The organism is Desulfamplus magnetovallimortis (assembly GCF_900170035.1).
Lineage (GTDB): Bacteria > Desulfobacterota > Desulfobacteria > Desulfobacterales > Desulfobacteraceae > Desulfamplus > Desulfamplus magnetovallimortis.
The window spans coordinates 114650-129305 of record NZ_LT828553.1 but is presented as its reverse complement, the minus strand read 5'-3'; the positions used below and the strand labels follow the sequence as shown (position 1 = coordinate 129305).

11 protein-coding genes are annotated in these 14656 nt (G+C 40.9%); all 11 read left to right on the top strand.

The annotated features are described in order from the left end of the window. Nucleotides 1–133: 133 nt before the first annotated feature. The 11 genes from MTBBW1_RS19990 to acd all read left to right on the top strand — a co-directional run bounded on the left by MTBBW1_RS19990 (nucleotide 134) and on the right by acd (nucleotide 14394). Nucleotides 134–1111: a TAXI family TRAP transporter solute-binding subunit gene (locus MTBBW1_RS19990; RefSeq protein ID WP_080806432.1), complete on the top strand. Its 978-nt coding sequence runs from the start codon at nucleotides 134–136 to the stop codon at nucleotides 1109–1111. A 573-nt stretch (nucleotides 1112–1684) separates the two neighbouring features. After that, nucleotides 1685–3739 carry a TRAP transporter permease gene (locus tag MTBBW1_RS19985; protein ID WP_080806430.1) on the top strand — a complete coding sequence of 685 codons (2055 nt, stop codon included), beginning with the start codon at nucleotides 1685–1687 and terminating at the stop codon, nucleotides 3737–3739. Nucleotides 3740–3811: 72 nt separating this feature from the next. Next, nucleotides 3812–5686: a clostripain-related cysteine peptidase gene (locus tag MTBBW1_RS19980; RefSeq protein WP_080806428.1), complete on the top strand. Its 1875-nt coding sequence runs from the start codon at nucleotides 3812–3814 to the stop codon at nucleotides 5684–5686. After that, the gene (locus MTBBW1_RS19975; protein WP_080806426.1) at nucleotides 5679–6170 is read left to right on the top strand and encodes a hypothetical protein; all 492 of its coding nucleotides are present in this window, start codon (nucleotides 5679–5681) and stop codon (nucleotides 6168–6170) included. Before MTBBW1_RS19980 ends, MTBBW1_RS19975 begins: the two co-directional genes overlap by 8 nt. Before the next feature lie 170 nt (nucleotides 6171–6340). Continuing rightward, nucleotides 6341–7555: a type IV pilus twitching motility protein PilT gene (locus MTBBW1_RS19970; RefSeq protein WP_080806423.1), complete on the top strand. Its 1215-nt coding sequence runs from the start codon at nucleotides 6341–6343 to the stop codon at nucleotides 7553–7555. Between the two features lie 22 nt (nucleotides 7556–7577). Continuing rightward, nucleotides 7578–7817 carry a hypothetical protein gene (locus MTBBW1_RS27915; RefSeq protein ID WP_139786833.1) on the top strand — a complete coding sequence of 80 codons (240 nt, stop codon included), beginning with the start codon at nucleotides 7578–7580 and terminating at the stop codon, nucleotides 7815–7817. Between the two features lie 77 nt (nucleotides 7818–7894). Continuing rightward, nucleotides 7895–8620 (top strand): hypothetical protein, encoded by a 726-nt coding sequence (locus MTBBW1_RS19965; protein ID WP_080806421.1) that lies wholly within the window; start codon nucleotides 7895–7897, stop codon nucleotides 8618–8620. A gap of 231 nt (nucleotides 8621–8851) precedes the next feature. After that, nucleotides 8852–10051, top strand: a complete 1200-nt coding sequence (locus MTBBW1_RS19960; RefSeq protein WP_080806419.1) for a YkgJ family cysteine cluster protein — start codon at nucleotides 8852–8854, stop codon at nucleotides 10049–10051. Nucleotides 10052–10530: 479 nt separating this feature from the next. Then, nucleotides 10531–11769 carry a transketolase C-terminal domain-containing protein gene (locus MTBBW1_RS19955; RefSeq protein WP_080806418.1) on the top strand — a complete coding sequence of 413 codons (1239 nt, stop codon included), beginning with the start codon at nucleotides 10531–10533 and terminating at the stop codon, nucleotides 11767–11769. Nucleotides 11770–11833: 64 nt separating this feature from the next. Further along, the gene (locus tag MTBBW1_RS19950) at nucleotides 11834–13129 is read left to right on the top strand and encodes a thiamine pyrophosphate-dependent enzyme (RefSeq protein ID WP_080806416.1); all 1296 of its coding nucleotides are present in this window, start codon (nucleotides 11834–11836) and stop codon (nucleotides 13127–13129) included. Nucleotides 13130–13230: 101 nt separating this feature from the next. Next, nucleotides 13231–14394: a glutaryl-CoA dehydrogenase Acd gene (gene acd / locus MTBBW1_RS19945; protein WP_080806414.1), complete on the top strand. Its 1164-nt coding sequence runs from the start codon at nucleotides 13231–13233 to the stop codon at nucleotides 14392–14394. The last annotated feature ends 262 nt before the right edge of the window (nucleotides 14395–14656 follow it).

Below are 14656 nucleotides of genomic sequence, written 5' to 3'. Positions count from 1 at the left end.
GATGCCAGTTTTTTTACTTATAAAACTTCTGGGATCAATTTTTTAAAACTTCTGGCATTGAACTTTTAAAACTGCTGGCATCGAACTTTTTACTGGCTCATCATCAAACCATTATTTTTTTTAAGGAGGATTCATGAAAAGAAATTTTACAGCAATTATGGCATTTGTCATCTCAATGATCTTTATTTTTACAGCAATACCTCTGTTTGCCGCCAAGTTTGTAACAATAGGGACTGGTGGCATCACTGGCGTTTATTATCCCACCGGAGGCGCCATTGCCAAAATAGTCAACAAGAAAAAAAAGGAGTATGGCATAAGATGCACTGTGGAATCCACAGGGGGCTCTGTTTTTAATGTTAATGCAGTAATGGCAGGCGATCTTGAATTTGGTGTTGTACAGTCTGACCGTCAGTACCAAGCCATCAATGGAATCGCAGACTGGGAAGAAAAGGGGAAACAGGAAAAACTTCGTGCTGTATTCAGCATCCATCCGGAATCATGTACCCTTCTTGCTGCTGTTGACGCCGGAATAAATACCATTACAGATCTTAAAGGCAAACGTGTCAATATGGGAAATTTCGGTTCAGGTCACCTTGGCAACTCTTCCGATGCACTTAAAGCAATTGGATTTGACCTTGAAAAGGATGTAGAGGCAGAATACATAAAAGCAGCAGAAGCTCCCGGACTTCTTCAAGATGGCAGACTGGATGCTTTTTTCTATACTGTTGGTCATCCAAGCGGAGCATTCAAGGAAGCCACTGCCGGAGCAAGAAAGGTTAAATTCATAGCCATAACAGGCCCTGGCATTGATAAAATGATTGAATCACTTCCATATTATGCAAAATCATTTGTGCCTGTTGAAAATTATCCTGGTGCAGAAAATGACAGCGACGTAGATACTTTTGGAGTTAAAGCCACGCTTGTAACATCTGCTGATGTATCTGACGATATAGTATATGCTATAACCAAGGAAGTATTTGAAAATTTTGACGAATTCAAGAAACTTCATCCAGCATATAAGGTGCTGACCAAAAAAAATATGCTTGAAGGGCTTTCAGCCCCAATTCATCCGGGTGCCATGAAATACTATAAAGAAGCTGGATTGAAATAAACCCAAAGAGCATCTTTCATTTTGCTTAGAAACTCTTATAACCCGCGGGAATGCAAACATCTTCTGTCAGCCCTTTTTAAGGCAGATTACACCTTAATAGCTGACAGATGTTTGCTGCCCGTCAGAAATTTCCGTCCTTAATCCCACTCTAATACCAGACCAAAAATAATAATATAGTATTCCAGATAATTAAATTGAGAATGAAAAACTCTAACTATCTGTTATCTGGAATAATTTTTTTGACCAAAAAATAAAATTTTTTGCTGGAAAGCTATATAACGACCATGGCAAACAGATTTGCCACAACGAAGCATGAAAATCCTTTAAAAACAAGCTATTACAGGTACTTTCTAATAAACCCCCATGTTTGCTGACGTATCACAACGAAACATTAAAATCGTTATATATCAGCATGTTATGGAGACTTTCTAATAAACATTCATGATTGCGAGGGCATCAGAACGATGCATAAAAGTCTTTATATGTCAGTATTTTATGGATATGTCAGTATTTTATGGAGACTTTCTAACAAAAAAAACTCGTAATTGCCCATTTTCTTATCTGGAGTAACATATGGTTAAACAAAATAACAATAACGACGACGGCATTGAGCTTGCCAGAAAACTTGCCGAAGAAGAGGAGGGCATCGGGAGGAAGCCCGAAGATTTTACAAAATATATCATTCCAACAATTGCCATCTGCTGGAGTCTTTTTCAGCTTGCCATTGCAAGATGGCTCACCCTGGACTCCACTTACATAAGGGCCATACATCTTGGTTTTGCCCTTATGATAGTGTTTTTGAATTACCCGTTTTTCAAAAAGCCCTATTTTGGCCTTACCTTCCTTGCACAGACCAAAAAAATTCCGATTATGGATTTTATTATCGCCATAGTTGCCTCATTTTCCGCTCTATATATTGCCATTGACTACATGGGCATGGCTCAAAGGTATGGCTCGCCCATTGCAAGGGATCTGATTATTGGTATCACATTGACAGTACTGCTTCTTGAGGCTGCAAGAAGAGTCATAGGACCTGCACTTCCTGTTATTGCAATTCTATTTATCACATACGCATTTCTTGGACCTCACATGCCTGATGTCATTGCCTTCAAAGGGGTTTCTCTCAACCGTTTTGTGGGTCAGATGACCATGTCAACCGAGGGCATTTATGGAGTGCCCCTTGATGTTTCAGCCACAATTGTTTTTCTTTTTGTGCTTTTTGGCGCCATGCTTGACAAAGCAGGAGGCGGAAAGTATTTCATCCAGTTGGCATTAAGCCTTCTTGGTGGATTTAAAGGCGGGCCTGCAAAGGCTGCAATTTTGGGAAGTGGACTTACAGGAATGGTATCTGGCTCAAGTATTGCAAACATTGTTACAACAGGAACCTTTACCATTCCAATGATGAAAAAAGTGGGATACCCTCCCACAAAAGCTGCGGCTGTTGAAGTTGCTGCAAGCACAGACGGCCAGCTTGCTCCTCCCATAATGGGTGCAGCAGCATTTATAATTGCTGAATATGTAAATGTTCCCTATATTGAGGTGGTAAAAGCAGCTTTTGTGCCGGCATTTGCTTCCTATGCAGCACTTTTTTACATAACCCATATTGAAGCCTCAAAACTTGGCCTTAGAGGGTTGCCCAGAACAGAACTGCCACCTTTTTTCAAGACCCTGATAAGTGGAATACATTATCTTGTTCCCCTTACCATGCTTTTGTATGAGCTTGTTGTTGTAAGGCACTCCCCTGAGCTTGCTGCATTCAATGCCATATGGGTCATGGCCTTCATAATGCTCCTTCAGCATCCTGTAAAGGCATGGCAAAATAATGAGCCCCTGAAACCTGCATTTATAACGGGCATAAAAGACATTGTTTCAGCACTTGCATCTGGTGGCAGAAATATGGTATCGGTTGCACTTGCAACGGCTGCTGCTGGTATTATTGTGGGTGTTGTTGCTCTGGGACTTGGAGGACTTATAACAGAGGTAATTGATGTTCTCTCAGGTGGTAATATCTACCTGATGCTTGTTATTACAGCATTTGCAAGTCTTATGATCGGCATGGGCCTTCCCACTACAGCCACATACATTGTTATGGCTTCCCTTACAGCCCCTGCCATTGTCTCCATCGGCAGTATGCAGGATTTTATTGTACCGCTTATGGCAGCACATCTATTCTGTTTCTATTTTGGAATACTTGCCGATGATACCCCGCCTGTGGGCCTTGCGGCATATGCTGCTGCTGCCATTGCCAAATCACCGCCAATTGCAACAGGGATTCAGGGATTCATGTATGATATCAGAACGGCAATTCTGCCATTCATGTTTATCTTTAATTCGGATCTCATCCTTCATAATATCTCGAGCTGGCCCCAGGGAATCCTTATCTTTGTAATGGCATGTTTTGGTAACTTTGCCTTTGCATCAGCAACACAAGGGTGGTTTGTGGCAAAAAACAAGGTATATGAAATTCCTTTTTTTCTTTCTGTTACCTTTATGCTAATGAGACCGGATCAGGTTGCAAAATGGCTCAATATTCCCCATGACCAGAGATACTGGGTATATCCCATGGGATTGGCACTGTTTGGTATTCTTTATATTGTACAGAGAACGAGAAGCAGGAGTTATGCCTGACAAACAACAGAGACAAGGATAGCCTTGTCTCTTAATTTATCTTACCACATCCCCAAAAGAGGAGACAGAACTATGAAAATTTCAATAATCCGCTGTATCATTATGCTTTTGTTGATTTTGGTTATCCAGACTCGGGCAGATGCTGCGGACTGGACATACATGGTTTACATAGGAGGAGACAACAATCTCTCCCAGGCAGGGATTGCGGATGTGGAAGAGATGAAAGCAGCAACATCAAACTCCAGTGTCAACTGCATTGTCCAGATAGAGTGCAGCCCTAATCACTCATTTTCACTGCCTTCTTACATGCAGTCCGGATATTCCACATATCGCCTGAAAATTGCAGATGGCAGGGTAACTCCTATTTCCACCATCGGCAATGCAGATATGGGTTCTCCTGACACCTTGACATCATTTATTCAATGGGCAGCAAGCTCATATCCTGCTGAAAGATATGCCCTGACAATATGGGATCACGGGGATGGCTGGAAAAGCAGACAAAAAGAAGATAATGGCTCTATTCTGATGAAAGGTGCTGTCCAGGATGAGACATCCGGCACCTTCATGTCCCTTGAACAACTTGGAGATGCTGTGCGGCAATCAGGGGTTTATCTTGATCTTATTGACTTTGACGCATGCCTTATGGCCATGTATGAAGTTGCCTATGAATTTTCAGGCCTTGCTGACTACATGGTTTTTTCAGAGGAGGTGGAACCAGGGGATGGCAACCCCTACACAGATATATTAAACGCTCTATATGCAAATCCTTCAATGGATGGAGCCATGCTAAGTAAAAACATTGTAAAAAGCTTTGTGGACTCCTATAAAAACACAAGAAACAGTGTAACAAAATCAGCTTTGGCTCTGGATCAAATTGACAAATTACATGAGAGAATCAATCAGCTCTCATCGCTTTTAAGGGAAAATATCTCCACCCATGTTCCTTCCTATGCCAATGCCCGTTCTGCTTCCCAGTATTACTTCTCCAAGGGAAATATAGATCTTGTTGATTTACTTGAAAATCTTGGGCAACTTGAAGGTGAAATTGGAACTTATGCAGCAGAAACCGCTGATTTTATAGAAAAAAATGTTGTGATTTCAAATAGCTTCTACTCATCCACATATATGGAAGGAGGGATGATATCGGCACCAAATGTTGACAATTCACACGGCCTGGCCATATTTTTTCCAACCGAATCAATTCTGGTGGGTAACGAACTTCTGGATTATCAGTCCATATCCTGCAACAACTCAGGAGAATCACCCTGGAGTGATTTTGTTGCAGAGTTTATAAGGGCATCCGGAGGCAATCCTGATATTACCCAGCAAACAATGAGTGGCGGTTTTGCATATGCTGCTCTCTGGATGGATGACTGGGGGCTTTTTGGGGATGCAGATATTGATATTTATGTCATTGAACCTGATTTCACAATTGGCTCCTGCTGGATAGGTGCAAGCACCTCAAACGGATATTACTCTCCTGATTCAGCAGTATCAGGAAACAGCTACGAGATGTATGCAACCAAAGAGAATATCATGCCTGGGACATATATGTATCTGGTAAATTATTACGATAATGGATACTGGGATGATTATGCAAATGTCTTCCTTTTTTATATGGATCCATCAAACGGAGTTTTATTTTGGGATTACCTTTACGACTCCATTACAGGCTCCGCAATGAAATATATGCATCTTGGCCGCCCTGCTCCTGATTACTGGGGTGACCGGGAAATATTAAGGCTTTTGAACGGATTTTATTCTGATTGGTGGATACCTGCTGTAACCATGCGCGCATTCTCTCCTCTATCCTTTGAAGAGAAAAAAGAGATTCTCCTTAACATCAAATCCATTTACGACCAGAGGCGTGGTAAAAACAACTCACAAAACCTTCTCAATCTTTATGAAGCATTTAAGGAGAAGGAGCAGAGCGGGACAATTGAATGATATGAGTGCCATAAACATAAAAAATATTCTCCATTCTCTGATCATATCTATTACGATTATTATGACAATGGCACTGGTAAGCTGTTTGGGTGGAAATGAAACTTTTGATAAAACCCAGAGTTCACAAGAAAGTGAGCCATCAAGGGAAATTACCGATGAAAAAGATTTCCCAATAAATAGAGCAGGGGATTATATATATACAGTTTCAAATCTCTATGAATTTTCCGAAACGCTTAACCAGAAGGCAGTTACTGTTAAAGGGAATTTCCTTGGCTGGAATGGATGTTCCGGAAAAACAAAGATTATTACAAGAAATGACTGGTCTATTTCAGATGGTGTAAATTGCATTTTTGTCAGCGGTTATTTTCCAGATGGACTTCATCCAAGAAACAAAAATGATATTGGAAAAACAGTTACCATCAAGGCTATTGTGATGGATATAGATGGTTATCTTGTACTCAAAAATTTGCCTTATCAGCAGTAAATGAAAACACAAATATATGGTGATATGTTTGAGAAGTTACGACTCATGAGTAAACTGACATGGCTGTGATTCAGCCACCCCCGAATATAGAAAATTGTATCTATTTCCACGGTAAAGATAAAAAAGCCATGACACTATCTCAAAAATACCTAAAGTAAAGAGAAAAAGCCATGAAACAATCCGAAATTGATTACTGGATTACATGTATGCTCGAAACATTCAGCAATGTCTCTGACCTGAATGTGACTGTGGGCAAAAAATTGCAGGTCGAGTCTTCTGGACAACTTACAGATGTTCCGGTTGTCCCAGACTTTGATGAGTTAACACCTTTTCAGGCAGAAGTTTTTGCCCTCAATCTTATAGGAGGAGATCCCAGGCTTCTTGAAGATCTTGTCAGAACCGGCTCATGTGATTTATCTTACTGGCTTGGTAACAAGGCTCGCTTCAGGGTAAATATATTCAAGCAGAAAAATCATCTATCAACAATCTTGAGAAAACTTGAGACTACCATTCCAAGTATTGAAAAACTTGGACTTCCATCTATTTTTCACAAAATGGCGGAAGTAAAAAATGGGCTTATTCTTGTCACAGGTTCAACGGGTTCGGGAAAATCAACCACGCTTGCGGCTCTTCTGAACCAGATTAATGAACAAAAATCCGTCCATGTTGTCACCCTTGAAGACCCTGTTGAGTTTGTTCATCCCCATAAGAGAGCCACGTTTAATCAACGGGAACTTGGAAATGATTATGACAGCTTTTCATCAGGGTTAAGGGCGGCGTTGAGACAGGCTCCAAAAGTTGTTCTTGTTGGTGAGATGCGTGACAGAGAAACCATGGAAATAGGACTTGCTGCTGCTGAAACAGGACATCTTGTTGTAAGTACCCTTCATACGGTTGATGCAGGACAGACAATAAACAGAATTCTTGGCATGTTTGAACAGGAAGAGCAGGCTCAGGTACGTTTAAGGTTAGCAGATACTGTCAGATATATTATATGCCAGCGTCTGCTTCCCAGAAACGGCGGAGGAAGGGTTGCCGCCCTGGAGATAATGGGCATGAACTTAAGGATCAACGATGTCATAATAAATGGAGAATCAGAAGGTAAAACATACAATGAAATTATTGCCAATGGCACAGCCTTTGGAATGCAAACATTTGATCAGCACATTCTTCAACTTTACAAGGAAGAGCTGATATCAGAAGAGACTGCCTTTTCCTACTGTTCCAACAAAAATATTCTTATCCGTGGTCTGGATATGCTTAAGAGAGAAAAAGGAGAAGAGACATCTGATCTTGAAGGCTTGACCATTGACTGGAAAACAGATGAGACAGAAGAGTCAGAGGGGGCTGAGAAAGATGAAGAGCAATCGCCAAATCCAGCGTGATTTTATACATTAATCCGTTTAATTGACTGTTCTAAAAACAACATTCGTCCCTTCGATTGTGGTTGACATTCGCCATGTACGTTTCAATGTTCGTTGTGCAGATGGTGTTGCCATTGCCGTTTATGTGAAAGGCGTTGGAATAAGAGACGTTGCAATAAAAGACGTTGCAATAAAAGACGTTGCAATAAGAGACGTTGCAATAAGAGACGTTGCAATAAGAGACGTTGCAATGCAACGTCTCTACTACGTTCTGTTTTTTTGAACGACGTTCATCCATTGGATTATGGCAGTGAATCGCCATGTTGGTTATAGGAAAATGCTATCAGGTAAGGAATTTCAATGATTACAGAATGCCCAAATTGCAGCCAGGCACTCCGCTTTTCGGCTGACCATATAAATAAAATAAACGCAGCCCTTGAAAGATTACCCCAGGGAAGAACACTTAAGTTCGGATGTCCAAAGTGTAAAAAACCAATAGAACTTGATAAGGAAGGCAGGGTTGTGGACAAAGAGATATCCCACGCATCTCCAAGTCCCATTAAATCAACAAATCTTCATCCCCACTCTCCTCCTGCTCCTCCTGATATAAGCTGGCTTTTCAAGGGAGAAGCCAAAGCTAAAGATATAGTTAAAAATATTCCAACTGCCATGGTCATGATTCCTGATGAATCAATGAAGGCCATTGTCATAAATACCTTAAAGGGAAAAGAGTATCAAATTATTACTCCTGCCAATGTTGATGAGGCCATAAACAGCATGAGATTTACAGATTATTCCATTGTGGTTTATCATGTTGCCTATGAAAACAAGATTTTAAAATTACATGATTTCCATCAATTCATGCAACAGATGAGCATGGCTAATCGTCGAACAATTTTTTATATATTAATAGGGCCTGAATTCAAAACACTCTATGACCTTGAGGCACTCACCAACAGCGCCAATCTTGTTATCAATGATAATGAAGTTAAATACATGCCAGCACTCCTAACAAGGGGACTTTCAGATTTTGAGGAGCTTTTCAGGCCTTATATTTCCATATTAAAGGCACACGGCAAGAGTTGAGTTTCTTTTACCGTGAAAATGACTATCATTTTTATATTTAGGGGTGATTGATACGCAATCATGCCCGTTTACCATGAAAACACCTCTCATCATTTTCATAATCGGTGGTGGTGAAGAGACAAGGCATGCCTTGTCTCTAATGCCATGATGGTTTAGACAATCTGTAAGCTCAGACCTCTTTTGCAAATCACCGCAGACTGATCTCCGTCTTACACAGCATCAGGAGATATTGTGGATACAGATATGCGTCATGCAGAAGAGGTGCTTCGTGCCCTTTTTATGCAGATTATTGAATCACATGTACAAAAAGGCCTTTCCCGCAAAGGTATTACAGAGCTTTTAACGGAACTCATAGAACTTGCAGAGAATATTGTAAAGCAGGTTCATGAGAGCACATCGGGTTCAAATATTGCCTGCAAAGCTGGATGCAGCCTATGCTGTCACTCCCGAATCCGGCTCACCCCTGTGGAGGCATTATGGATTTTTTCCTGGATTGAAACAAATTTTTCTTCAGATGAGTTAAAAAGACTCCATAACAGGATTCAGAGCAACATTTATCTGACCCATGGAAAGAACCTCGCAAATCGGGTTAAAATAAAAAATCGTACTCCCTGTATTTTTCTGGATCATAATAAGTGCATGATCTACCCTGTTCGTCCTATGATCTGCCGATCATGGCATTCATTTGATTTAGCCTCTTGTCAAAAGGCGTTTCAGACAGGTAATCCTGATGCTGAAATCAATGCTTCGGCATCAAACAATTTTGTATTTTTTCTGGCAAGAGATACTCTGGGGAGGGTATGTAACTCCTTTGGAATGGAGTGTGAAGCGGTTGAGATGCCAAAAGCCATACTTCATACCCTTGAATGCCATGATCCATTTGATATCTGGCTAAAAGGTGAGACTATGTTCTCATCCAATAAGCCACTTTCTTCGCCAGACAGTGTTCCTGAAAATATACCAAAAGTTATAATTTCATTTATGGAACTTCATGCGCCTGCCTTTTTCAGACGATTTTCCCTCTCTTACTTCATGGATGGCTCGTGTATTGAGTATTTTCTCTACAGTCAGGAGAAAAAAGTGGAAATATCTAAGGAACTTATTCTCTCCCATGACAATTTTTCCCACGCTCTGAATGTATCAAAATTCTATCCTGAAATATTCAGGGAACCTCTTTCCAAATATATGTCAGCTATATGCTTTTCTCTTATGATCCACCATGCTGCGGGAATCTGGGGGCTAAAAAGTGATACGTTCATATCGCTTGAGACACGAAGCAATGTGTTTGAAACTTTTTATTCAAGGCTTCTGGATTTTGATTTTACTATAAAGTACAGAAGACAATCTGATAATTATTCTCTGCGGGGAATCTATCATCTGCCATCCATTAAAATCGACACATCTATGATTACACCGGTAGCGATAGTTTAAACTTTAGTATTCCAGATAATTAAATTGATAACAGAAAAATCTAACCACCTGTTATCTATATCAATTTTTTTACTAAATAATAAAAAATTTTGGCATCCTTCATATCAGCTCAAAAGTAGTTTACACTTTTCGGAAAATTTTGAACCATGATTAAAGGATTTAAGGATTAACATGATGAATAATCAAGAAAATCCCTTAATCATGAAAATCATGGTTCAGAAAAGTGTAAACCGATAAATGAAAGATGCCAAAATTTTTCTATAAAGCTATTGAAAAAGCACTATTCAGAAAAATAAATAAAATAGACAAAAACGGTTTTTAAACCAATTTTTCCTTGACAGGGCTATTAGTGCATTGTATCTTCGAAAAAAATTTGATTAAATATTTGATTAAATATTGAGATAATTAAATCGGGACATAATTATAATATTGGTATAGTTTATAATTACTTTCGACAACTCCAACATCGGGAGATTATAATGGCATTATCATTTATGGAAGGAAACGAAGCTGTTGCAAGGGGTGCCATCAAAGCTGGATGCACATTTTTTGCTGGATATCCCATCACTCCTGCTACCACGGTTTTTGCTAATATGCTGAAGATGCTTCCCCCAAAGGGTGGGATCTGTATTCAGGGAGAGGATGAAATCGCATCCATGGGCTACTGCATTGGAGCATCAATGGCAGGCAAAAAGGTTTTGACAGCAACATCCGGGCCTGGGATCAGTCTTTACAGCGAACAGATATCATTTGCTGTTGGAAGCGAGATACCCATGGTTATAGTGGATGTTCAGCGTCTTGGCCCATCCACAGGCTCTGCTACCCGTGGAGCTGACAGCGATATCCAGTTTTTAAGATGGGGCAACACCGGAGGGGTTCCAGTCATTGTGCTTGCGCCAAGGGATGTAAAAGATTGCTACTCACTTACGGTTCACGCCTTCAATTTTGCCGAAAAATACCGATGCCCGGTATTTATTGCCTCCAATAAAGAGATCGGGATGACAAAGGAGAGCATAGATCTTGATCTTGTGGAACTTCCGGATCTTGTTGAAAGAAAATTGTTTAAATCCTGTGGGAATAAGACCTCCTCTTCTGAAAATCCAGTTACTTCTTCTGTTAATCAGGACAATGAAGACAAAAACAACTGTGCAAATGATAAATTTATCCCATTTAAGGCAGAGCCTGGAGGAGTGCCGGATTTTCTTCCCATCGGTGGAAAAACTCTTGTCAGGCAGACTTCATCAACACATGGGCCAGATGGTTATATTACAATTGATCCTGATACCATTGCCGCAGCACAGGATCGTTTAAGGGATAAGATACTCAATGCTGAAGAGGATTTGACAATTTATGATGAACATGAAAGGGAAGATGCCGATACCCTTGTCATTAGTTACGGGGTGACATCAAGGGCTGCTGAAGATGCCTGTTCCATGCTGGAAAAAAAGGGAAAATCTGTTTCCACATTGAGCCTTCAGACCCTGTGGCCTGTTCCTGAAAAACTCATCCGCACAAAAGCTGAAAAATATAGCCGCATTGTTGTCCTGGAGATGAACCTTGGTCAGTATATTGACAATATTGAAAGAATTCTGCTGGACAAAAAGATCCAGTTTTATGGCCAGATGAATGGTGTTCTCATCACTCCAGGAAAAATAATGGAGGTAATTGAAGATGAAAAGTGTACTCAATATCCCTGCCGAAACCGTGGAGGTAATTGAAAATGAACATATTATTTAAAAGTGTGCTGAATATACATGCAGAAAACCGAGGAGGATATTAAAAATGAACAGCTTTCTCAATACAGCCCGCCCGCCAGTATTCTGCCCCGGCTGTACCCATGAACGAATCACAAAATCTTTGGATTCTGCACTTGTATCCCTTGGCATTCCTGCAGAAAAGACTGTTATTGTAACTGATATAGGCTGCTCCGGTCTTTTTGATACTTTTTTTAATGTACATGCCCTTCACGGACTGCATGGCAGGGCGCTTACCTATGCATCGGGACTTAAACTTGCTGACCCTGAGTTAAATGTAATTGTAACAATGGGAGACGGAGGCCTTGGTATTGGCGGGGCGCATGTTCTCTCATCATGCAGAAAAAATCTTGATATCACACTTCTTGTGCTTAACAACTTTAATTTTGGCATGACAGGCGGCCAATATTCTGTCACCACCCCACAGGATGCCGTTGTGGGTTCGGAATTTCTTAACCAGGCTGAAATCCCAATTGATATATGTGAAATTGCAAAAAGTGCCGGAGCCACCTGGGTCAGCCGCTGTTCAGGCCATGATGCTTCATTAACGGAACAGATCTGCAACGCCATAACTCACAAAGGATTTGCCCTTGTTGAAACCCTTGGTATGTGTACCGGTAGATACACCAAAAGAAACCGCCTGACACCCAAAGCCATTGACGAGATGATTGAAAATCTTCCTGCTGAAGGGGGCATTGTTGAGAAAAATCAACGACCTGAGTATGGAGAGCAATACCGGAAACTTGCGGCTGAAAAGACAAAATTTCCTGAAGCGTTAAAAGTGGAAAAAAACTTTGACATGGAAAATCCCCAACGCCAGGAGATTGTAATTTTGGGCAGTGCAGGAATGAGAATTGTAACAGCAGGTGACATAGTATGTCATGCAGGCATGGCAGCAGGATTCAATGCATCCATGAAAAATGATTACAATATCACGGTTCTTCGGGGACAGTCTGTAAGTGAACTTATTCTCTCTCCTGAAAAGATAGGGTATGCAGGATTGGAGTCTCCTTCCATTGTTCTGGCATTGAGTGACGAAGGGGTTGACCGCCGCAAAAAGATGTTTGCAAAACTTGGCCCTGATACCTTTCTTCTTAAAGAGAAAAGCGTAGCCATCCCCGAAACCAGAGCAAGTGTGTTTGAAGTTGATTTCAGAGAGATGAAAATAAAGAAACCTGACTGGGCACTTGCAGCTCTTGGTGTCATTGCATCAAAAAACATAGGAATTACACTTGAGATGTTAACCTATGCCCTGAAAGCAATATTTAAACCTGTGGTTTATGAAAGTGCCATGGAAACCATTAAAAAGGCAATTGAAATATAGCCTTCCAGATAAATGCGTTTTTTGCCGGAACACTGTTTGCCGTAGCTTTACATACATATCAGGATAATTTCATTATCTGGAATACAATATAAGGAGATATCATGGATTTTAAACTCTCAAAAGAGCTTGAGATGCTCAAAAAAGCCGTTAGTGAATTTGCAAGAAAAAAAATAGCTCCCAATGCAGACCAGTGGGATCAGGATCACTACTTCCCTTATGAAGAGGTCATGAAACCAATGGGAGAGCTTGGTTTTTTCGGTACAGTTATTCCTGAAGAGTATGGCGGAGAGGATATGGGGTGGATGGCCGCAATGATCGTAACAGAGGAGATTGCAAGGGCATCGTCATCTCTCAGGGTTCAGGTCAATATGCAGGTACTGGGATGTGGATATACTATTTTTAAATATGGAACAGAAGAGGCAAAAAAGAAATATGTAGAAAAACTTTGTACCGCTGAATATGTCGGAGGCTTTGGCATAACCGAACCTGACGCAGGCTCTGATGTCATGGCAATGGCCTCAACCGCCGAGGACAAGGGTGACCACTGGCTTCTTAATGGCTCAAAAACATGGATATCAAATGCAAGCTTTGCGGATGTTCTTATCTATTATGCCTACACAGACAAGGCTGCCGGAAGCAAAGGACTTTCCGCATTTGTTATAGAACCTAAAAATTTTGACGGGGTAAAAACCTCTGCACTTGATAAAATGGGTTCCCACTCTTCTCCCACAGGAGAGGTTTTTCTTGATAATGTAAAGGTTCCCAAGGAAAATATCCTGGGCAAGCCAGGTGATGGTTCAAAGATTGTCTTCAGCTCACTTAACCAGACACGCCTTTCTGCTGCTGCCGGTGGAGTTGGCCTTGCACAGGCATGTCTTGATGTTGCCCTTAAATATTGTAATGAGAGAAAGCAGTTTGGAAAAAAGATCGGCGAGTTTCAAATGAATCAGGATCTCATTGCCCAGATGGCAACTGACATTGACGCTGCCCGTCTTCTGGTCTATAAAGCAGCATGGGCAAAGGATCAGGGTCAGCTTAACAATGGCCTTGATGTTGCGAAGGCCAAATATTTTGTTGGTGAAACAGTGACAAAATGTGCCAACTATGCCATGAGAATCATGGGTGCATATGGATATTCCACAGAATATCCTGTTGCAAGATACTATCGGGATGCTCCTACATACTCCATGGTTGAAGGTTCAAGCAATATCTGCAAATGGATCATTGCCCTGGATCAGCTTGGTATTCGTAAAGCCAATAGATAGTTAAGTAATAGGGTTTAATTAACTTACCCGAACTCCCCTTCTCCATTCATGGAGAGGGGGCTGGGGGGTGAGGTTAATGGGCAAGTTATTTAGACCCTGTTCCTAAGTAATTAAACGGGCATGATTGATTGCGTATCAATCGCCCCCAAATATAAAAATGATAATCATTTTCACGGTAAACTATATGGTCTCGTAAAAAGTCGGAATTGCCAAATTAGTTGTTAATAATTTCAGTGGGCTATGACTGAAAAACTCTAGAAAT

Coding starts and splice junctions, on each gene's coding strand:
- MTBBW1_RS19990 (WP_080806432.1), top strand. CDS start 134: ATGAAAAGAAATTTTACAGCAATTATGGCATTTGTCATCTCAATGATC.
- MTBBW1_RS19955 (WP_080806418.1), top strand. CDS start 10,531: ATGGCATTATCATTTATGGAAGGAAACGAAGCTGTTGCAAGGGGTGCC.
- MTBBW1_RS19980 (WP_080806428.1), top strand. CDS start 3,812: ATGAAAATTTCAATAATCCGCTGTATCATTATGCTTTTGTTGATTTTG.
- MTBBW1_RS19970 (WP_080806423.1), top strand. CDS start 6,341: ATGAAACAATCCGAAATTGATTACTGGATTACATGTATGCTCGAAACA.
- acd (WP_080806414.1), top strand. CDS start 13,231: ATGGATTTTAAACTCTCAAAAGAGCTTGAGATGCTCAAAAAAGCCGTT.
- MTBBW1_RS19965 (WP_080806421.1), top strand. CDS start 7,895: ATGATTACAGAATGCCCAAATTGCAGCCAGGCACTCCGCTTTTCGGCT.
- MTBBW1_RS19950 (WP_080806416.1), top strand. CDS start 11,834: ATGAACAGCTTTCTCAATACAGCCCGCCCGCCAGTATTCTGCCCCGGC.
- MTBBW1_RS19985 (WP_080806430.1), top strand. CDS start 1,685: ATGGTTAAACAAAATAACAATAACGACGACGGCATTGAGCTTGCCAGA.